At 68.4% G+C, this 20,155-nt stretch carries 13 protein-coding genes; 7 read left to right on the top strand and 6 right to left on the bottom strand.

The genetic code is table 11. The annotated features are described in order from the left end of the window. Positions 1 to 5: 5 nt before the first annotated feature. The 3 genes from pgaA to WS57_RS07895 all read right to left on the bottom strand — a co-directional run bounded on the left by pgaA (position 6) and on the right by WS57_RS07895 (position 3,760). A complete protein-coding gene (gene pgaA, locus WS57_RS07905) occupies positions 6 to 2,342 on the bottom strand; it encodes a poly-beta-1,6 N-acetyl-D-glucosamine export porin PgaA (RefSeq protein ID WP_069244004.1) in 2,337 nt (778 codons plus the stop codon). Between the two features lie 122 nt (positions 2,343 to 2,464). Beyond that, entirely contained in the window at positions 2,465 to 3,262 is a 798-nt protein-coding gene (locus tag WS57_RS07900; RefSeq protein ID WP_069244003.1) for a hypothetical protein, read from the bottom strand. Positions 3,263 to 3,337: 75 nt separating this feature from the next. Next, entirely contained in the window at positions 3,338 to 3,760 is a 423-nt protein-coding gene (locus WS57_RS07895) for a hypothetical protein (RefSeq protein ID WP_040129577.1), read from the bottom strand. A gap of 1,329 nt (positions 3,761 to 5,089) precedes the next feature. On the opposite strand from WS57_RS07895, the gene WS57_RS07890 reads away from it, so the two are divergent. From WS57_RS07890 to WS57_RS07860, 7 genes are all read left to right on the top strand, one after another. Then, on the top strand, positions 5,090 to 6,505 hold the full coding sequence (locus WS57_RS07890) for a circularly permuted type 2 ATP-grasp protein (protein ID WP_040129576.1): 1,416 nt from the start codon (positions 5,090 to 5,092) through the stop codon (positions 6,503 to 6,505). A gap of 64 nt (positions 6,506 to 6,569) precedes the next feature. After that, a complete protein-coding gene (locus tag WS57_RS07885; RefSeq protein WP_009693235.1) occupies positions 6,570 to 7,511 on the top strand; it encodes an alpha-E domain-containing protein in 942 nt (313 codons plus the stop codon). An 8-nt stretch (positions 7,512 to 7,519) separates the two neighbouring features. Continuing rightward, positions 7,520 to 8,500 carry a transglutaminase family protein gene (locus WS57_RS07880; RefSeq protein ID WP_069244002.1) on the top strand — a complete coding sequence of 327 codons (981 nt, stop codon included), beginning with the start codon at positions 7,520 to 7,522 and terminating at the stop codon, positions 8,498 to 8,500. Between the two features lie 91 nt (positions 8,501 to 8,591). Continuing rightward, positions 8,592 to 12,026, top strand: coding sequence for a DUF2126 domain-containing protein (locus WS57_RS07875; RefSeq protein WP_069244001.1), 3,435 nt, complete (start codon positions 8,592 to 8,594; stop codon positions 12,024 to 12,026). Between the two features lie 203 nt (positions 12,027 to 12,229). Further along, positions 12,230 to 14,836, top strand: a complete 2,607-nt coding sequence (locus tag WS57_RS07870; protein WP_059514324.1) for a circularly permuted type 2 ATP-grasp protein — start codon at positions 12,230 to 12,232, stop codon at positions 14,834 to 14,836. After that, positions 14,830 to 15,894 (top strand): transglutaminase family protein, encoded by a 1,065-nt coding sequence (locus tag WS57_RS07865; protein WP_059514282.1) that lies wholly within the window; start codon positions 14,830 to 14,832, stop codon positions 15,892 to 15,894. The genes WS57_RS07870 and WS57_RS07865 overlap by 7 nt, the downstream gene beginning before the upstream one ends. A gap of 131 nt (positions 15,895 to 16,025) precedes the next feature. Then, positions 16,026 to 16,298 carry a hypothetical protein gene (locus tag WS57_RS07860; RefSeq protein WP_009688170.1) on the top strand — a complete coding sequence of 91 codons (273 nt, stop codon included), beginning with the start codon at positions 16,026 to 16,028 and terminating at the stop codon, positions 16,296 to 16,298. Between the two features lie 21 nt (positions 16,299 to 16,319). On the opposite strand, the gene WS57_RS37955 is transcribed toward WS57_RS07860, so the two are convergent. From WS57_RS37955 to pip, 3 genes are all read right to left on the bottom strand, one after another. Continuing rightward, positions 16,320 to 17,810 (bottom strand): phenylacetate--CoA ligase family protein, encoded by a 1,491-nt coding sequence (locus WS57_RS37955; RefSeq protein WP_069244000.1) that lies wholly within the window; start codon positions 17,808 to 17,810, stop codon positions 16,320 to 16,322. After that, positions 17,807 to 18,871 (bottom strand): hypothetical protein, encoded by a 1,065-nt coding sequence (locus WS57_RS07850; RefSeq protein WP_069243999.1) that lies wholly within the window; start codon positions 18,869 to 18,871, stop codon positions 17,807 to 17,809. Before WS57_RS07850 ends, WS57_RS37955 begins: the two co-directional genes overlap by 4 nt. A gap of 161 nt (positions 18,872 to 19,032) precedes the next feature. After that, positions 19,033 to 19,965: a prolyl aminopeptidase gene (pip, locus tag WS57_RS07845; RefSeq protein ID WP_009688167.1), complete on the bottom strand. Its 933-nt coding sequence runs from the start codon at positions 19,963 to 19,965 to the stop codon at positions 19,033 to 19,035. Positions 19,966 to 20,155: the final 190 nt, after the last annotated feature.

The raw sequence follows: 20,155 nt of genomic DNA, 5'->3' as shown, positions 1-20,155 counted from the left end.
TGTTGCTAGAACGGCAGGTTGACCGACATGAAGCCGGTTTCGGAGCGTTCGCGCTGGCCGTCGTACGCGTGACTGCTGACTTCGACGCCGTAGCTCAGCGTGATGTCGTGCTTGAAGGTCCACGCGTGCTCGAGTCGCGCGCTCCACAGCGCGCTGGTGCCGAAGCCGCGCTCGTTGTATGCGCCGCCGGACACCGAGACGCGCTGCTGCAGCGACATGTCGCCCTTCTTCCACATCGTCAGCTGGTGCATCACGGTGGCGGCGACCGCGTAGTCGCGGCTCGGGCTGAAATAGGCCACGTCGTTGCGCGTGTTGCTGTCGGTGCCGAGATCCAGCGATACGTTGACCTGCTGGTTCGCGGACGTATACACACGCTGCGTGGCGGTCGCGGCAATCTCCTGATGCAGGTTCGAATCGCTGTAGCGGCTGACGCCGTAGCTCAGCCTGACCTCGCGCCGGTCGTTCTGGCGGTACACGACCTCGACGTTCGCGCTGCGGCCCCAGACGTGCGCGGCATAGGCTTTCCACGGCAGCGAATTGGTGTTGGAGTCGAGCGAGCCGGTCACCGTCCAGTAGTCGTTGAGCGCATACGCGATCGAGCCGCGGCCGCCGGTGCGTCCGTCCGAGCCGAACGAGCGCGTGACCTCGCCCTGGATCGTCAGCGGCCCGTGCCGGTAGTCGCCGCCGACGCCGGTGCGCGTCCGACTGAGGTTGCCGCTGTCGGTTTGCGCGTAGCCGTAGAACGTGTGCGAAAAGACCCGCCAGTTGTCGCCGAACGGTTGCGAGAACACGTAGCTGTCCGACGTGAATGCGTTGTCGGCCAAGGCGCTGTTGCCGTGTTCGTAGCTGAGGTCGGTCGTGAACACGGGGCTGCGGTACGCGTTGTAGTCGCGCTTGAACTGGCGCACTGCGCCGCTGTCCGGAAAGGTGTTGTCGACGGTCGTGTCGACGCTGCGCGCGGTCGCGTAGTCGTCCGCCGCGAGCGCCGCGCGACCGAGCCCGGCGAGCATCTCCACGCTGTCGGGGTGATCGGTCAGCGACGCGCGGTACATCGCGATCGCCTGGCGCGGATGTGACTGGCCCGAGACCGCGTCGGCGTGGGCGGCCCGCACCTCGGCATTGAACGGCACCTGCTTCTCGAGTTCTTCCAGCGCGGCGATCCCTTCGTCGACATGGCCGGTGTTGATCAGGTACTGCGCGCGCAGCCGGTAGTAGCGCAGGTAGTCGTCGTGCGCCGGGCCCCAGGTGTTCACCTGGCCGGCTTCCGGCAGCGACTTGCCCATTTCCTCAAGCACCTTGCCGGCGTCGTTCGCGCGGCCCTGGTCGATATACGACCAGAACAGGCCTTCGCGCAGCTCGATCGGGCGCGTGCGCGCGCCGTACTGGAAGCCGCGCGTCGCATGGTCGGTCGGCGACGCGGTGGCCTGCGCCAGCGCGCGCTGATAGACGGCGCTGGCTTTGCCCGGTTCGCTCAGATACAGATAGGCGTCGCCGACGGCCGCCAGCGCGTCGACCGAGATCTCCGCATCGGGCGGAATCGTTTCGAAGGTCGCGACGGCCTTGTTCATGTCGCCGCGTGCGGCGTAGGCGACCGTCCGGTCGCCGGCGAGCGAGGTCCGGACCGCCGAATACTCGGGCGCGGCCGGCATGCGCCGGTCGAGGTCGTCGGCCGCGTGCAGCGCGCTGTCGAGGCCGTCGAAGCGATCGGCGCTCGTCATCGAGCGCGACTTGTCGCGCCCGCCGCGCACCTGCTGGCGAATCGACAGTTCCTCCAGCTGCGCAAGATCGACGGGCGAGAACGCGTCGGGGCGCGCTTTCGCTTCGTCGAGCGCCTTGACCGCGCCGCCGCTCGCGGCGAGGCCGAACACGTCGTTGCGGATGGTCTCGCGATCGGCGGTGCGCAGGTTCGGCGCCTGCGCGTTCGGGGTTTGCGCTTCGGGCTGCTGCGCGCCCGACGGCGGCGAGGCGGGCATCGGCGTCGTCGACGGCGGCGTGCCCGGCATCGTGGCGCCGGGCGCGGGCATCGCGGGCATCGTCGGAGGCGGCGCCGACGGAGCGGCGGGCGTCGCGGCGCCCGCCGCCTGGGCAATCAGCGTCGGGGCATTCGGCGGCTGGGTGTCGGAGAGCGCGGCAAGCTGGGTCGGCGCGCCCGCGTTCGGCGCGTCCGAAGGCTTGGCGTCCGGCGTTCCGGCGATCTCGCGCGCACCGCCCGATTCGGTGTCGCCGTCGGCGGCGAAGCAGGAGCCCGATGCGACGAGCAGCAAGACGATCGGCGCATGCAGGAGGATCCGCCGGGTCGGCGGAGCGACGGTGGTGCATTGTTGTTCACGATTGTTAGCCACGGTGTGTCCTCACTTGGTGAAACGATCACCTCGGTTAAAAACGGTCACCTCGGTGCACGCCCGACGATGCCTGCCGCCGATCGGCGCTCGTTCGGGCAACGAGCCCGTCCCGCCAGCGCGCGTTACAGGCGATTGCGGATCGCCTGTCCCAGCAGCGCACGCGATTCGCTGTTCTTCGGGTCGATGGCGAGCGCCCGGCTCGCGTTCTGTTCGACACAGCCCCATTCGCTGATCTGCGCGCACCAGCGTGCCTTCGCCAGTGCCCGGGCGCCTTCCAGTTCCTCGTGGGTGACGCTGGCCGTCTGCATGTGCGGCGTGTCGTAGTTGAACGGCTGCGGCCTCGGTGTGAGGTCCGGAGGCTTTCTGGCGCTTGCGAACGCGGCGGGACGCGAGGTGCGATGCGTGTCGTCCGGACGCACATGCGGGCGGCCGCCGGTCGGTGTGGAATGCGTGTTGGCGGCCGTCGTCAGCGGCCGCGCATGCGATGCGCGCGCGTGCTTCGTGGCGGCGTGATACGGGGCCGGCGCCTCGGCCGCGAGCGTGGCGGGCGGCGCGCCCGCGGTCGCCGTCGACGATGCGTACGACGATATGGAGGACGGCGGCGACACAGCGGACGAAGCTGGCGCGGTTTGCGCGACCGTTGCCGGCGCTTCGCCGTGTCTGGCGGTGCCGATCGTGCCGGACGCGCCGGCGGCGGCCGTCACGATCGCGTTGCGGTATTTCCCGACGGTGGTGCCGATCAGTTTGGACAGGTCGTGCGTCACGTCGCCATGGCCGACACCCGCGTCTCGCTCGACATACGCGAAGACGCCGAAGATCGCGGCAAATGCGACGAAGCTGAGTGCCGCATTCTTTCCTGGACCCCATGAGGGCTTCGGCTGGCGCATGGGGTTGTCGTCAGGTCGTTCAGCACGAGTCATTCAAGGTTCCTCGCTTCGATGGACTTGCGGTGGGTGATGCGGTCGGGCAGGCCGACGCGCGGCTTCAGCGGGAGCTCACCATCGCAGCTGGGTGGTCAGTGCACCGGTTTCGACGATCGCGAACTGCTCGGCGCCCTGATAGGTGCCTTCGATCCGGTAGCTCGCCTCGGGGACGCTGAACAGGCAGCGCGAGCCGGTCGCGTTGAATTCGACGAGCACGCGGCCGTGGCGCCGCAGGCGCACCTGCACGTTCGCAATCGGCTGGCCGGTCTTGGCCGACGCAAACGACACGCCGAGGTTGTACGGACGGCCGTCGGGGGGCAGCGGCGCCGTGCCGTCGATCTGTGCGTCTCCGCAGACGTACGAGATCACGTAGCGGCCTGCGTTCGGATCGGACGCGGGCGCCTGCACCGAGGTCTGTGCAACCACATTCGCGCACAGCGCGAACAGGGCGATGCTTAAAAACGGGCGAGCCTGTGTTTGAAACGAAGATGACATTCCAACCTCCGTCCAAAATGGAGTCATTCGCAATATTTATTCCGAGCCGGAATTTGCCGTCGTGTTTCTTCGAGACACGCTATTGATACACGATGGGTTTTGAACAAACAACCGCGTGTGGCACGAATGGCACGCCACAAAAGATCCTATTTAAATAGGATTCTGAAAAGTCTGTTGTTTGTTATTACCGCTGAAGAAAGGCGTTATTTCCGGTTTCGGAGCGCGCGATCCGGTAGCGATGACCCTGTACGTCATACTTGACGCCAGTGGTATCGACGTTCATGCCGAAAATAACGACTGAGGAAATGAATTTTTTGCCTCTGTGCTCGCAGGCAATTATAGGATGCGGGGTGCAGTCGGGCCGATTTAAAAAAGAGGGTGCGACGTTTTGAGCGGATATGTCGGTTACAAGTAATTGGAAACTTTTATTTTGTTGTGTAACAGGGTATTTCGCTTTTGCAAAAGAGAAAGATTATTCGGGGTCGAGGCGAAACCAGTAATAAGTACGATTCGGACTCGCAAACGTTTGTCTGCCCGATGATATCGATCGCGGGTGCGGAGCGAGTGCGAAGCGCATGCGAACAGAGGTGTCGGGAGCCTCGGCGTATGACGAAACGGGCACATCTTCACGAGGGCAACGGACGCGTATTGCAGCGAGCCGACCGCGTTGATCCGGCAACCCGGACTAACCCGCATTTCGTCGCATGGTGGGGTTAACGCGAGAACGATGCGCTCATCGGCTGCCAGTCGCATCGCAGCGTGAGAAGCGTGTGCCGGGCACTGCCGGTTGCATCGGGTCGACGCTGTCGTTCGCCGCAATGCGCGGCCGGTTCAGGATGTCGATCAACGGTCTCGTGTTCGGCTGCGAACCTGCGCGGAGCGACGCCGCTTCCCGCCAACCACCCGATGCGCGGCCCGGCGACGCCTGTCTCTTTCGCCATGCCCCGCGCATCGAACCGGCGCGTCTCGAAGTGGCACCCCCGCACCGACCGTCTGCCACCCGCGCGGAGCAAAGCCCTCCGCGCAATGCGCAGTGCGCCGGACGGCTTCTCGCAGCGACGGCGCGGCGCGGATTTGGTGCAGTGCAGATTGCATATTCATGACACGCGGGAGAACTATGCTCGACGAGCGCGGCGTAGCAACGGCCGTGCGCGATCGCGGGGCATCGATGCCGCGATCGGCGTCGCGCGCTGCACCGTCGTGGTGCGATGTGACGGGCCCGCCACGGCCCGGGACGGAGGACTCGAAAGGCACGCTACTTGCTTGGCAGTCGTTACGCCGGTCCGGCATGCGCAATGCCGGGGAAAACGATCGATGGAGAAAAGATCGATGAAGCCATTCGATGAAATGTTGCAATCCGGCGAGAGTGTGAGGGCGCCTTATGCGCGTCTCAAACAGTGGCTCGATACGCAGAATCCCGCGAGCCTCGCCCAGAAGGCCCACGACGCGGAAGGCGTGTTCCGCAGGACGGGCATCACGTTCGCCGTGTACGGCGACGCCCAGGCCGCCGAGCGGCTGATCCCGTTCGACATCGTGCCGCGCATCATCTCCGGCGCCGAATGGAGCCGCTTGTCGCTCGGCATCGAGCAGCGCGTGATGGCGCTCAACGCGTTCCTCGACGACATCTACCACCGCCAGGAAATCGTGCGCGCGGGGATCGTGCCGAAACACCTGATCGCGCACAACGACGCGTTCATCCCGGAGATGATCGACTTCCGCCCGCCGGGCAACGTCTATACGCACATCATCGGCGTCGACATCGTGCGCACCGGCGAGAACGAGTTCTACGTGCTCGAGGACAACGCGCGCACGCCGTCCGGCGTGTCGTACATGCTGGAAAACCGCGAGACGATGATGCAGCTCTTCCCCGAGCTGTTCCAGCAGGTGAAGGTGCGCCCGGTCGAAACCTATCCGCAGATGCTGCGCCAGTCGCTCGCGGCCGTCTGCCCGCCGGGCGGCAACGCGGACAACCCGACCGTCGCGGTGCTGACGCCCGGCATCCACAATTCCGCGTACTACGAGCATTCGTTCCTCGCCGACCAGATGGGCGTGCATCTCGTCGAAGGCAGCGACCTGCAGGTGATCGACGGCCGTGTCGCGATGCGCACGACCGAAGGCTTCCGGCCGATCGACGTGCTGTATCGCCGCGTCGACGATGCGTTCCTCGATCCGCTCACGTTCCGCGCCGATTCGGTGCTCGGCGTCGCCGGGATCATGGACGTGTACCGCGCGGGCAACATCACGATCGCGAACGCGCCCGGCACCGGCATCGCCGACGACAAGGCGATCTATTCGTACATGCCGGAGATCGTCGAGTTCTACACGGGCCGCAAGGCGCTGCTCGAGAACGTGCCGACCTGGCGCTGCGGCGACGCCGACAGCCTGAAGTACGTGCTCGACCATCTCGACGAACTCGTCGTGAAGGAAGTGCACGGCTCGGGCGGCTACGGAATGCTGGTCGGGCCGTGCGCGTCGAAGGCCGAGATCGACGCGTTCGCCGCGAAGCTGCGCGCGCGTCCCGCGAACTACATCGCGCAACCCACGCTGGCGTTGTCCACGACGCCGATCCTGACCGAAGCCGGCCTCGCGCCGCGCCACGTCGACCTGCGGCCGTTCGTGCTGGTGTCGGACCGGATCCGCATCACGCCGGGCGGGCTCACGCGCGTCGCGCTGAAGGAGGGATCGCTCGTCGTCAACTCGAGCCAGGGCGGCGGCACCAAGGATACCTGGGTGCTGGCCGACTGAGCCGGAGGCGACCGCGCGCGCCGTTCGCGGCGCGCGAACCGAACCAACACGGAGTGGACACGAGATGCTTCTGGGACGCACTGCGAGCGGTCTCTACTGGATGTACCGCTATATCGAACGCGCGGAAAACATCGCGCGCATCGTCGACGCCGGGCTGCGCATGGCGCTGACGCGCACGGCCGACGCGCCGGCCGAATGGTCGTCGGTGCTGGTCAGCTCGGGCGCCGACGACGGCTACCGGCAAAAGTACGACGCCTACGCGGCCGACACCGTGACCGACTACCTGCTGCGCGATCTCGACAATCCGTCGAGCGTGCTGTCGTGCATCGAGGCCGCGCGCTCGAACGCGCGAATGGTGCGCACGGCGCTGACGCGCGAGGCGTGGGAGAGCGTGAACGGCGCATGGCTCGCGCTGCGGCGCGCGCTCGCACAGCCGGTGCCGGAGGGCGAACTGCCGGCGGTGCTCGACCAGGTGAAGCGCGAGACCGCGCTGATCCTCGGCAGCTTCTACAGCACCATGCTGCGCAACGAGATCTTCGATTTCGCGCAGATCGGCGCATTCGTCGAGCGCGCCGACAATACCGCGCGCATCATCGACGTCAAATACCACCTGCTGCTGCCGTCGGTGTCGCACGTCGGCACCATCCTCGACAACTACCAGTGGGAGACGATCCTGCGCTGCGTGGCCGCGCACCGTTCGTACCGCTGGGTGTACGACGTGCAGTACAAGCCGCTGAACATCGCCGACTACCTGATCCTGAACGGCCGCATGCCGCGTTCGCTGCGTTATTGCTACGGGCGCGTCGTGTCGAGCCTGAACCTGCTCGCGAAGGATTACGGCGTGACACATCCGTGTCACGACACGGCCGCGAAGATCCTGCAGATGCTGTCCGACAACACGGTCGAGCGGATCTTCAAGAGCGGCCTGCACGAATTCCTGACCGACTTCATCGGCCGCAACAACAGCCTGGGGCTCGAAATCGCCCAGGCATACAACTTCGACTGAGGCCCGCCATGCGACTCGCCATCCGACACATCTCGCGTTACCAGTTCGACGAGCAAGCGACCCATGCACTGCAGCGCCTGCGGCTGCGCCCGCAATCGGGCCCCGGGCAGACGGTGCGCGCATGGCAGGTCACGATCGACGGCGTCGAGCCGGCGCTGTCGTATGCCGACGGCTTCGGCAACCGGATCGACCTGGTGCGTCACGAGCGCGGCGCGAAGGCCGACATCGTCGTGGTCGCGGCCGGCGTCGTCGAGACGCAGGATCGCGCGGGCATCGTCGGTCATCCCGAAGGCTATGCGCCGCCGTGGATCTTCGAGCGCGAGACGGCGCTCACGAAAGCGGGCGACACCGTGCGCGCGCTGGCCGACGCGCTGCCGATCCCGCCGCGCAGCCTCGACGCGCTGCACTGGCTGATGACGGAAGTGCACGGCCGCATCGCATATGCACCGCACACCGCGGCCGAGATGCCCGTCGATGCGGAAACCGCGCTGCAAAGCGGCGAGGGCACCAGCCGTGACCATGCGCACGCGTTCATCGCGGCCGCGCGCGTGCTGAAGATTCCGTCGCGCTACGTGTCGGGCTACGTGCTGGCCGACAGCGCGATGCAGCGCATCGCCGACGCGAAGCAGCAGGCGGGCGACGACGAAGAGGCGGCGCTCGCGCTGCAGATCGGCGACGGCATGCAGCAGGTGCTCGGCGCGTCGCATGCGGTGCAGTCGCAGTCGCAGGGGCTGCCGCTGGCCGCACTCGGCGCGCAGCCGCAGGCCGCCGCGCTGGCGCAGCAGCCGGCCGGTCACGCGTGGGCCGAGGCCTACGTCGAAGGGCTCGGCTGGGTCGGCTTCGATCCGTTCATGAACCGCTGCCCGGACGAGCGCTACGTGCGCATCGCGGTCGGCCTCGACTACCGCGACGCGCAGCCCGTGACGGGGCTCGGCGCCAGTGCGGCCGGCGTCGAGATCAGCGTCGTGCAGTCGCCCGAATTGGTCTGACGCGCCCCTTCGCCGAATTCGCCGCGCCGCCGCGTTCGTCCCGACGACGCGGCACGCGCGGCCGGCCCAACCCGAACCGAGCGGCTCTCCCATGCCCATTCACGTCGCGCTGCATCACACCACCCGCTACCGCTACGACCGGCTCGTCGGCCTTGGCCCGCAGATCGTGCGGCTGCGCCCCGCGCCGCACTGCCGCACGCCGATCGTCGCGTATTCGATGACGGTCGAGCCTGCGCAGCATTTCGTCAACTGGCAGCAGGATCCGTTCTCGAACTATCTCGCGCGCCTGGTGTTTCCGGAGCGCACGCGGCACTTCGAGATCACGGTCGACCTCGTCGCCGAAATGTCGGTGTACAACCCGTTCGACTTCTTTCTGGAAAGCAGCGCCGAACGGTATCCGTTCCAGTACGACGATGCGCTGAAGACCGAGCTTGCGCCGTATCTCGCCTGCGATCCGGCGACGAGCGAGTCGCCCGCGTTTCGCGCGTATCTCGACGGCGTGGACCGCACGCCGGCCGGCACCGTGGATTTCCTGGTCGCGCTGAACCAGCAGCTGCAGCGCGACATCCGCTATCTGGTGCGGATGGAGCCCGGCGTGCAGGCGCCTGCGCAGACGCTCGAACTCGCGTCGGGATCGTGCCGCGACAGCGGCTGGCTGCTCGTGCAGCTGTGCCGGCATCTGGGCATCGCCGCGCGCTTCGTGTCGGGCTACCTGATCCAGCTGACGCCCGACGTGAAGTCGCTCGACGGCCCGAGCGGCACGTCGGTCGATTTCACCGACCTGCACGCGTGGTGCGAGGTCTACCTGCCCGGCGCGGGCTGGATCGGCTTCGATCCGACCTCGGGCCTGCTGGCCGGCGAAGGGCATATCCCGCTCGCATGCACGCCGCAGCCGACCAGCGCGGCGCCCGTCGAAGGGCTGATCGACGAATGCGAGGTCGCGTTCGAGCACGAGATGACGGTCACGCGCGTGTACGAATCGCCGCGCGTGACGAAGCCGTATACCGATGCGCAGTGGGACACCGTGCGCGCGCTCGGCACGCAGGTCGATCGCGCGCTGGCGGCCGGCGACGTGCGTCTCACGCAGGGCGGCGAGCCGACCTTCGTGTCGATCGACGATCGCGACGGCGCGGAGTGGAACACCGATGCGCTCGGCCCGACCAAGCGCGGCTACGCGACCGAACTCGTGCAGCGCCTGCGCGCCGAATACGGCGACGGCGGCTTCCTGCATTTCGGGCAGGGCAAGTGGTATCCGGGCGAGCAGCTGCCGCGCTGGGCGCTGTCGATCTTCTGGCGCGCGGACGGCCAGCCCGCATGGAACGATCCGTCGCTGTTCGCGGACGAGCGCGAGCCGTCCGCCCATACGACCGACGACGCGAAGCGCTTCATCGACGCGCTGGCCGCGCGCCTGAACCTGACCGACGAATTCATCCGGCCCGGCTACGAGGACGTGTGGTACTACCTGTGGCGCGAGCGCCGGCTGCCGGTCAACGTCGATCCGTTCGACTCGCGCCTCGACGACGAGCTCGAACGCGCGCGGCTGCGCAAGGTGTTCGAGCAGCGGCTCGACAGCGTGGTCGGCTACGTGCTGCCGATCAAGCGTGTCGAGGACGGCCCGGGCGCCGCTCGACCCGCGCTCGACGGCGCGCGCTGGCAGACCGGCCCGTGGTTCTTCCGCGACGAGCGCATGTACCTCGTACCCGGCGATTCGCCGATGGGCTATCGACTGCCGCTCGATTCGCTGCCGTGGGTCGCGCGCGGCGACTATCCGTATCTGGTCGAACGCGATCCGTTCGCGCCGCGCGACGCGCTGCCCGATGCGGCCGCGTTCCGCGCGCGCTACGCCGGCGCGGCCGACGCGCCGCGCTATCTGACCGGCGTGCATCGCGAGGCGGCGCCGCAGACCGTGATGCAGTGGCGCGACGATGGCGCCGCCGGCGGGGGCGGGCGGCATGCCACGGAGGAGGCCGGGCGCCGGCCCGAGCGCTTCGAGTCGGCCGCATGGATCACGCGCACCGCGCTGTGCGTCGAGGCCCGCAACGGCGTGCTGTACCTGTTCATGCCGCCGCTCGCCGCGCTCGACGACTATCTCGAACTGCTCGGCGCGATCGAGCTGACCGCGCACGCGCTCGACGTGAAGCTTGTGCTCGAAGGCTATCCGCCGCCGCGCGACGCGCGGTTGAAGGTGCTGCAGGTGACGCCCGATCCCGGCGTGATCGAGGTGAACATCCATCCGGCATCGAGCTTCGACGAGCTCGTCGAGCAGACCGAATTCCTCTACGACGCCGCCTGGCAGTCGCGGCTGTGCAGCGAGAAGTTCATGGTGGACGGCCGTCACGTCGGCACCGGCGGCGGCAACCACTTCGTGCTCGGCGGCGCGACGCCCGCCGACAGCCCGTTCCTGCGCCGCCCGGACCTGCTCGCGAGCCTGATCGCGTACTGGCACAACCATCCGTCGCTGTCGTACCTGTTCTCGGGGCTGTTCATCGGGCCGACCAGCCAGGCGCCGCGCGTCGACGAGGCGCGCAACGACCAGCTGTACGAACTCGACATCGCGTTCGCTGAGATCCAGCGCAACAAGCTGCTGTACGGGCAGGACATGCCGCCCTGGCTTGTCGATCGCGTGCTGCGCAACCTGCTGATCGACGTGACCGGCAATACGCACCGCAGCGAGTTCTGCATCGACAAGCTGTATTCGCCCGACTCGGCGACCGGCCGGCTCGGCCTGCTCGAACTGCGCGCGTTCGAGATGCCGCCGCATGCGCGGATGAGCGTCGTGCAGCAACTGCTGCTGCGGGCGCTGGTCGCACGCTTCTGGCACGCGCCGTACACGACGCCGCTCACGCGCTGGGGCACCGCGCTGCACGACCGCTTCATGCTGCCGACCTTCCTGAAGATGGATTTCGACGACGTGCTGGCCGAGCTGCGCGACGCCGGTTTTAGCTTCGATCCCGCGTGGTTCGCGCCGCACTTCGAATTCCGTTTCCCGCTGTTCGGGCAGATCGCGGTGAACGGGATGGCGCTGACGCTGCGCGGCGCGCTGGAGCCGTGGCACGTGATGGGCGAGGAGGGGGCGGTCGGCGGCACGGTGCGCTACGTCGATTCGTCGGTGGAAAGGCTCGAGGTGCGCGTGAGCGGCCTGAACGACAACCGGCACGTCGTAACCGTCAACGGCCGCGCGCTGCCGCTGCAGCCGACCGGCACCGTCGGCGAATACGTCGCGGGCGTGCGCTACAAGGCGTGGTCGCCGCCGTCCGCGCTGCATCCGACGATCGGCGTGCATGCGCCGCTGACCTTCGACGTCGTCGATACGTGGCTCGCGCGCTCGTTGGGCGGTTGCCGGTATCACGTCGCGCACCCGGGCGGGCGCAACTACGCGACCTTCCCGGTGAATGCGTACGAGGCCGAGAGCCGCCGGCTCGCGCGCTTCGTCGCGATGGGGCACACGCCGGGACGGATGGAGGTCGCGGCGGCCGCGCCGAGCCGCGAATTTCCGTTCACGCTCGACCTGCGGCGACCCGGTTGACGGGCGCGATCGCGATGCGCGGCGTTCGACCTTTCCGCCTGCCGGTCGGTGGCTGCCTCGCCGGAGTGCTAGGATGCCGGCAGATCGCCCGCATGCGCGGCGGCGGGCTGCCGGTGCAGCCGCGCGCGCGGGCGATTGCCTTCTGACGACGGAACGCCATCGTGCCGCCCCTTCACCCCGACGATCTCGCCGATACCGACGCGATGCCCACGCTCTTCGATACCGGCGCGCAGCCGGACGCGGCCGAGCTGGCCGCCGCGCTCGCCGCGCCGGCGGCTGCCGGCCGCTACGACGAACTGCGCGGCAGCGCCGCCGGCCTGCGCGCCCCCGCGCTCGCGCCTGCGTGGCGCAGCTTCTTCACGTCGATCGGCAGCGACGGCGTCGCCGATCTCGACCGCCGCGCGGACGCGCTGCACCGGCGCATGCGCGACAACGGCCTGTTCTACCAGCTGCACGAACAGCGCGCCGGCGACGGCGCGGTCGGCCCGTGGTCGCTCGACCTGCTGCCGCTGATCGTCACGCCCGAGGACTGGGTCGCGATCGAGCGCGGCGTGCTGCAGCGCGCGCGGCTGCTCAACGCGACGATGGTCGACCTGTACGGGCCGCAGACGATCCTGCAGCGCGGGCTGCTGCCGCCCGCGCTCGTCACCGGGCATCCCGGCTACCTGCGCGCGATGCGCGGCGCGCGCGTGCCGGGCGACACCTGGCTGCACGTGATCGCCTTCGACCTGGCGCGCGGCCCCGACGGGCAGTGGCGGATCGTCGCGCAGCACACGCAGGGCGCGGCCGGGCTCGGCTATCTGCTGGAAAACCGGCTGATCGTGTCGCGGCTGTTCCCGCGCGGCTTTCGCGGGCTGCGCGTGCAGCGGCTCGCGTCCGCGTACCGTGCGCTGCTGGAGAGCCTGCAGGCGCTCAGCCCGACCCGCCGGAATTCGCGGATCGTGCTGCTGACGCCCGGGCCGCACAGCGCGACCTATTTCGAGCACGCGTATCTGGCGCGCTACCTTGGCCTCACGCTCGTCGAGGGCGGCGACCTGACCGCGCGCGACAACCACGTGTTCCTGAAGACGCTGCGCGGGCTCGAACCGGTGCACGGGATCCTGCGGCGCGTCGACGACGCGTGGCTCGATCCGCTCGAACTGCGCCCCGATTCGCTGCTCGGCGTGCCTGGGCTGCTGCAGGCCGTGCGCGCCGGCAACGTGCTGCTCGCGAACGCGCCGGGCTCGGGTTTCCTCGAATCGCCGGGCGTGCTCGGCTTCATGCCGCGCCTCGCGGAGAGCCTGCTCGGCGAAACGCTGACGCTGCCGGCCGTGCACTCGTGGTGGTGCGGCGAGGCCGCCGCATGCGACGACGCGCTGCCGCAGCTCGCGCGCGGCATCGTGAAGGCCGCGTATCCGCCCGAGGTGCAGGACGGCGGCCCGTTCGAGCCGGTGATCGGCTCGCGGCTCGCGCCGGCGCAGCTCGCCGAATGGCGGGCGCGGATTCTCGCGCGGCCGGAGCACTACACGGTGCAGGCCGACCTGCCGCTGTCGCAGGCGCCGACCTGGCCGGGGCGCGAGTCGCCGGACGGCGACGCCGGCGCACGCATCGTGCCGAAGCCGCTGCTGCTGCGCGTGTTTGCACTCGCCGACGGCCCGCAGCGTTGGCGCCTGCTGCCGGGCGGGCTGTCGCGGGTCGGCACGCGCGACGCGCTGTTCAATGCGCCGATGCCGCGCGGCGGCAGCACCGTCGACACCTGGGTGATGACCGAAGGCATCGTCGATTCGACGACGCTGCTGCAGACCCATCTCGGCCCCGACGATCTCGTCGGACCGCCGCGCGCGATCGCGAGCCGCGCGGCGGAGAACCTGTTCTGGCTCGGCCGCTACACCGAGCGCGCGACCAACCTGATGCGGCTGGCGCGCGCCGCGCTCGAACGGCTGCGCGGCGAGGACGACGTCGACAGCCCCGCGCATCTGGAGCTGATCGACGTGCTGTGCCGCGACACCGGGCTGCTCGCCGCCGACGCGCCGAACGCCGTCGATGCGCCGCGCGCGTTCCAGCACGCGCTCGCGACGTCGCTGACGCGCGGCGCCGACCGCACGTCGGGAATTGCATCGTGCCTGTTCGGGATGCGCGCGGCCGCCGCGGCGATCCGCGAGCGGCTGTCGACCGAGCAGTGGCGGCTGATCGACGACGCGACGCAGTTGTTCGCGGACAGCGCCGATCATCCGGAAGCCGAGGAGCAGATCGGCAACGAGGCGCTGCAGCTGCTGGAGCGCCTCGGCCTGCTGCTCGGCGCGATCACCGGCGCACAGACCGACAACATGACGCGCGACGACGGCTGGCGGCTGTTGTCGATCGGCCGGCAGATCGACCGGATGGATTTTCTGTGCAGCGTGCTGAAGTTCGCGTTCGAGGAGGGCGCCGTGCACCGGCAGGACGGCTTCGAGCTCGTGCTCGAACTGTTCGACAGCACGATCACGTTCCGCTCGCGGTTCCAGCGCGGCTTCGACGTCGCGCCGCTGCTGTCGCTCGTGGTGCTCGATACCGACAACCCGCGCTCGCTCGGCTGGGTCGTGCAGGCGCTGCGCGGCCGGCTGACGAAGGTCGAGCGCAGCGAAGGCTATGCGCTGTCCGAGCTCGCCGAGACGATTCCGGACGTGCCGTCCTGGTCGCTGCACGAGCTGTGCGAGAGCGGCGAGGACGGCCGGCACGACAAGCTGCTGACCGCGCTCGACACGACCGCGAAGGCGGTGTGGGAACTGTCGAACCGGATCGGCGAACGCTATTTCAGCCACGTGCGCGAGGCGGGCAGGACGCTATGGTGACGACGAAAGCCGCAGCGAAGACGCCGCCCGGCGCCGGCGACGGCCGGTCGGGCGCTGCATCAACCGGATCAGCCGCATCGGCCGCATCAATTGCCGCATCGCCGTCCGCTGCGCCGGGCCGGTTGCTGCGCGTCACGCACGATACCGAATACCGGTACGCGGCACGCGTCGAATCGGCGCAGCACCAGGCGCGCCTGCAGCCGCTCGCGACGCCGCGCCAGCAGGTGCTGTCGTTCGCGCTCGACATCGAGCCCGCGCCGGCATCGGTCGGCACCGAGCTCGACGCGTTCGGCAATGCGCGCGCCTCGTTCGCGCTGAACCAGCCGCACGACGCGCTGCTCGTGCGCAGCCGCAGCACGGTGCGCGTGACGCCGCCCGCATGGTCGCTCGGCGCGCGCGGCGCGCCGCCGCCGGCGATCGCGCGGCCCGACGCCGCCCGCGCGACCGCGTGGGAAGCCGTGCGCGACCGGCTCCGGTTTCGCGCGGGGCAGCCGTACGACGCCGCGAGCGAATTCGTGTTTACGTCGCCGCACGTCGCGTGCGATCCCGAGCTCGCCGCGTACGCGGCGGCCAGCTTCACGCCGCAGCGGCCGCTCGTGCAGGCCGCATGGGACCTGATGCGACGGATTCACGCCGATTTCGCGTATACGCCGAACAGCACCGACATCACGACGACGGCGCTCGATGCGCTGCGCCTGCGCCAGGGCGTCTGCCAGGATTTCGCGCACGTGATGATCGGTGCGCTGCGCTCGCTCGGGCTCGCCGCGCGCTACGTGAGCGGCTATCTGCTTACGCAGCCGCCGCCCGGGCAGCCGCGGCTGATCGGCGCGGATGCGTCGCATGCATGGGTCGAGGTCTACGATCCCGCGTGGCCCGAGGACGGCGGCTGGCTGCAGCTCGATCCGACCAACGACCGCGCGCCGGGCGACGACTACGTGATGCTGTCGATCGGCCGCGACTATGCGGATGTGACGCCGCTGCGCGGCGTGATTCGCGGCGGCGGCGCGGACCAGGAACTGAAGGTCGGCGTGACGGTCGAGCCGCTCGACGCCGCGTAATGCGGCGTGGCCGTCAGCATTCGCCGTTTAAGTCTTCGTTAATACTGCGGGCCTAGCATGATGAGGCAGGCGAACGGACCGGACCGCGGTCCGGCGCCGCGCCTCGTCATTTCCTTGCTACGGCGGCAATCATGATCAAGCATTTCGACTACACGCTCGACAACGAAACGATCGCGCTGTGCGCGAGTTTCGGCGCGGGGCCGGCGCTGCGCCGCGTGCTCGTCAGCCGCGCGGATTCGATGGAGACGCTGGTCGTGCTCGACGCGCGCGGGCTGTCCGGCTTGCTGAAGGTGGCGACGGAAGAGCCGGAAGGGCTACTCGACGATGCGATCCGCAAAGTGGGCGACGAGCAGCTCGTCGAGCGCGCGATTCGCGGCCGCACGATCGTCGAAGCTGCGCTGTGATGCGCGCCGCGCACCGCCGCGTCACGCGATGTACCTGTTCTTGATGCGGATGTCGCGCCCGCGGAACGGGCCCGTATCGTGGTCGTGCAGATGCACGACCAGCTGCGCCGGATCGAACAGCCTCGACACCTCGCGAAAATCCTGATTCACGCGCTTCAGGCCGTCGAACAGCTCGGCATGCAGCCGTGCATCGTCGAACGGCATGCGCGCGTCGCCCGATGCACGTTCGAGGTGGACATGCAGGAAGCTCGTCAGCTGAGCGTCCTCGCTCGTCGCGAGCTGGAACGTGCTGAAGGCCTCGTGCAGCGCGGGCGATGCGGACAGGATCTGCTCGATGTCGGACGGGAACACCTTCGAGCCGTAGAAAGGCACGCTCGAATCGTTGCGGCCATACACGAACAGGAACGGGAAATAGCTGGTCCGCGGCGCAAAGTCGGTCAGCCGCAGCCCGTGTTTCGACAGGCGTTCGTTCAGCGCGCGGAACGCATAGGTGCCGCCGGAATCGCGAATGTTGTAGCGGATCTTCGGCGCCGCGCCGGACTGCCGGCCGATGGTGACGAGCAGTTCGCCGTCGGCATTCGTCTCGATCACGTAGTCGAGCGCGTTGTACTGGAAGATCATCGGCGGCGTATCGCGGCCGAACAGTTCGCGGCACAGCTCGGGGCGACCCGACAGCAGGCGGCGCAGGCCAATCGTCGTCGGCGTTTCGACGCCGATGTTGATTTCGAGGTCCGACGCGCCGTACGACGAAATCACCGTGTTCGCCTTGCGCAGCAGATGATCGCGCAGCGCTTCCGACAGCCCTTCGCCGCCGACGATGAAATCGATGTGATACGCGCTCAGGTCGATATCGCATTCGTCGACCACCGAACGGATGAACGGCGGGTAGCCGAAGATCAGGTATTGATATTTCGGCCCGAACAGCTTCAGCGTGTTGATCAGCTTGAGCCGGTCCGGCCCGATCGACTTCATGATGCCGACATCGACGAGCGACATCGATACGTTCATGCCGGTGGCCCACGGCCCGAGCGCGAAGCAGTTCAGCAGGATCTTGCCGGAGTCGCGAAACACGAGCTGATAGTTCAGCTGCAGGATGCGCTTGACGTCGCTGCGCTCGGCCGCGCTGCGCACCCAGTTGTTGGGCTGGCCGGTCGATCCCGACGATTCGTCGATGACGACGCCCGACTTCGGAATCGCGCCGCCGTAGCAGCGCTGCTCGATCGAGTAGCGCTTGATGTAGTTTTCCTTGGTCATCACCGGCACGTCCGACAGCCGCCATTTGCCGCGCGCGTCGTAGCCCTCGGCCTCGAGGAATGCGATGTACGCCGGGCATACCGCGCTCGCCTTCAGGAAGGCCATGCGGGCGCGCATGCGGCCGACGTGGGCGAGGAACGGCTGGAATACCGGCGCGTTGAGGAATACGTACAGGCGTCCGTCGAGGCTGATCAGTCGGCGAAGGAACCACAGCGTCCACAGGACGGCGTCGAGACAGAGACGATAGAGCGTGTTCATGCGGGCATCGGGGAGAGGGACGGGGTGTCGACGAGGATGTCGGCGAGCGTGCGGCGCTGGCTTTGCGGCGGCGTGCGCGAGTAGCCGATCTTGAAGACCAGCCATGCGCGGTCGATCTGCGTCTGCGCGCTGAACCATGCGGCCGCATCGGGGTTCGTGACGAGGTTGCCGTACGGATGCAGGTACAGCCCCAGGCTCGTCAGCGCGAGCCAGAAGCGCAGCAGGAAACGGCCCGAGTCGATCGCGTTCGCGGGGTTGAAGAAGTCGCCGCTCAGCACGCCGATCGCGGGCACGTGACCCAGTTGCCGGCGATACCGGCGCTTGAAATAGAAGCGCGTCGGCGCGAACAGCAGGATTTTCGACAGATGCGCAGACAGCCAGAACTCGCCGCGCGACAGGTTCATGCAGCGCCAGTCGAGGCCGTCGCGATGGCGGCGCGTCGCGCGCTCGCTGTAACGGAACCACGCGGTGATTTCGTCGTGATAGTGCGCGACGTTCATGTCGTGGAACACGGCGTCGATGTTGGTCGCAATGATCGGCTCGATGCGCTCCGCGCCCGACAGGTGCGTGTAGCGATGCCCCCATTCGTCGGCCAGCGCCGCGAGCTTTGCGACCGCCGCCTCCGGCACCGGCGTCGGGTCCATCGACAGCCGCGACGTGCGGCGTGCCATCATCAGTTCGGACGGATCGTCGCGCGGCGCGTCGGCGGCAGCCGGCACGAGCCGCAACGAAGCGAACGGAATCAGGCCGGGCGGCGTGGGGCGCGACAGCATCTCGGCGAACGCGTCGACCGGGCGATGGAGCTGCGATTCGACGCGCAAACCGTGCGGCGCCGCGAGCAGCGCGATCGCCTCGATGAACATGCCCATCGCGGACAACAGGAACGCACCGGTCGAGTCTTCTTTCGGCAGCGTGCGCGCCCCGTCGACGAACAGTTCCGCGCGATCGGCGGAAATCAGCTGCACGCGCCACGGCTGCACGTTGTGCGGCGACGGCGCATGGCGCGCAACGGACAGGATCGCCCGCCAGACGGCGAAGTCTGCGGCGGAATTGCCAGACATATCTCTCGGCCCTCTATTGTTTTTTGTTCGTGGGCCGTCGTCGTTGCGAGCGGTCCCGGATTCCCGCCACCGTGGCGGGAACGCGCTCATCTTACCGGAGCGGCGATCGCGCGTAATCGCGGTTGCGCCGCCGCGCGGCCCGACGTCGCCGTGCGGCGAATCTAGCCGGCAAAGCGGTCCGTCGCGGCGAGCAAGGCCTTCAGGATGCCCGGTTCGTTGTAGGCATGTCCGGCGTCGGGCACGATCTCGAAGGTCGCTTGGGGCCACGCCTTCGACAGGTCCCACGCGGTGCGCGCCGGCGTCGCGACATCGTAGCGGCCCTGCACGATCGCGCCGGGAATGCCGGCGAGGCGATGTGCGTCGCGCAGCAACTGGCCTTCGTCGACGAAGCCGCGATTCACGAAGTAATGGTTTTCGATGCGCGCGAACGCGAGCGCGTAGTGCCCGTCCGCGAAGTGCGCGGCCAGCTCGGGATCGGGCAGCAGCGTGATCGTGCGGCCTTCCCAGACACTCCAGGCGCGCGCGGCTTCGAGCTTCACGGCTTCGTCGTCGCCCGTCAGCCGTCGGTGGTAGGCGGCCATCAGGTCGCCGCGCTCGGCCTCCGGAATCGGCGCGAGAAATGCCTCCCACAGATCGGGGAACAGCCACGACGCGCCTTCCTGGTAGTACCACAGCAGTTCGTCGCGACGCATCGTGAAGATGCCGCGCACGATCAGCGCGCTCACGCGCTGCGGATGCGTCTCCGCATACGCGAGCGCGAGCGCGCTGCCCCACGAGCCGCCGAACACCAGCCATTGCTCGGCGCCGACCATTTCGCGCAGGCGCTCGATGTCGGCGACCAGGTGCCACGTGGTGTTGTTGTCGAGGCTTGCATGCGGCGTCGAGCGCCCGCAGCCGCGCTGGTCGAACAACAGGATGTCGTAGCGCTGCGGATCGAACAGCCGGCGGTGCTCGGGGCTGCAGCCCGCGCCGGGGCCGCCGTGCAGGAACACGGCCGGCTTGCCGGCCGGATTGCCGCAACGTTCCCAGTAGATGCGATGGCCGTCGCCGGTGTCGAGATGGCCGTGGGCGTAAGGTTCGATCGGTGGATACACGAGGCAGGCTCCGAATGAGGATGGCGTGATCGGGAGAGGGCGGCAGCGGTCCGCAGACGATGCTGCGGTGCCGCACAGGTTCGTTGCGGGCGCATCGGCCGGCCGCGGCGGGCCACGCCCGTCATTATGCCGATTCGTCGTGCAGACCGTCGCCGGCCGTGGTGGGCGGCAGCGTCGGGAGATTTTTGAC

This window comes from Burkholderia pseudomultivorans, assembly GCF_001718415.1.
Classification (GTDB): Bacteria; Pseudomonadota; Gammaproteobacteria; order Burkholderiales; family Burkholderiaceae; genus Burkholderia; species Burkholderia pseudomultivorans_A.
The sequence above is the reverse complement of the archived record's forward strand: the minus strand, read 5'-3'. Positions and strand labels throughout refer to the sequence as shown.

Coding starts and splice junctions, on each gene's coding strand:
- WS57_RS07900 (WP_069244003.1), bottom strand. CDS start 3,262: ATGACTCGTGCTGAACGACCTGACGACAACCCCATGCGCCAGCCGAAG.
- WS57_RS07895 (WP_040129577.1), bottom strand. CDS start 3,760: ATGTCATCTTCGTTTCAAACACAGGCTCGCCCGTTTTTAAGCATCGCC.
- WS57_RS07890 (WP_040129576.1), top strand. CDS start 5,090: ATGAAGCCATTCGATGAAATGTTGCAATCCGGCGAGAGTGTGAGGGCG.
- WS57_RS07885 (WP_009693235.1), top strand. CDS start 6,570: ATGCTTCTGGGACGCACTGCGAGCGGTCTCTACTGGATGTACCGCTAT.
- WS57_RS07880 (WP_069244002.1), top strand. CDS start 7,520: ATGCGACTCGCCATCCGACACATCTCGCGTTACCAGTTCGACGAGCAA.
- WS57_RS07875 (WP_069244001.1), top strand. CDS start 8,592: ATGCCCATTCACGTCGCGCTGCATCACACCACCCGCTACCGCTACGAC.
- WS57_RS07870 (WP_059514324.1), top strand. CDS start 12,230: ATGCCCACGCTCTTCGATACCGGCGCGCAGCCGGACGCGGCCGAGCTG.
- WS57_RS07865 (WP_059514282.1), top strand. CDS start 14,830: ATGGTGACGACGAAAGCCGCAGCGAAGACGCCGCCCGGCGCCGGCGAC.
- WS57_RS07860 (WP_009688170.1), top strand. CDS start 16,026: ATGATCAAGCATTTCGACTACACGCTCGACAACGAAACGATCGCGCTG.
- WS57_RS37955 (WP_069244000.1), bottom strand. CDS start 17,810: ATGAACACGCTCTATCGTCTCTGTCTCGACGCCGTCCTGTGGACGCTG.
- WS57_RS07850 (WP_069243999.1), bottom strand. CDS start 18,871: ATGTCTGGCAATTCCGCCGCAGACTTCGCCGTCTGGCGGGCGATCCTG.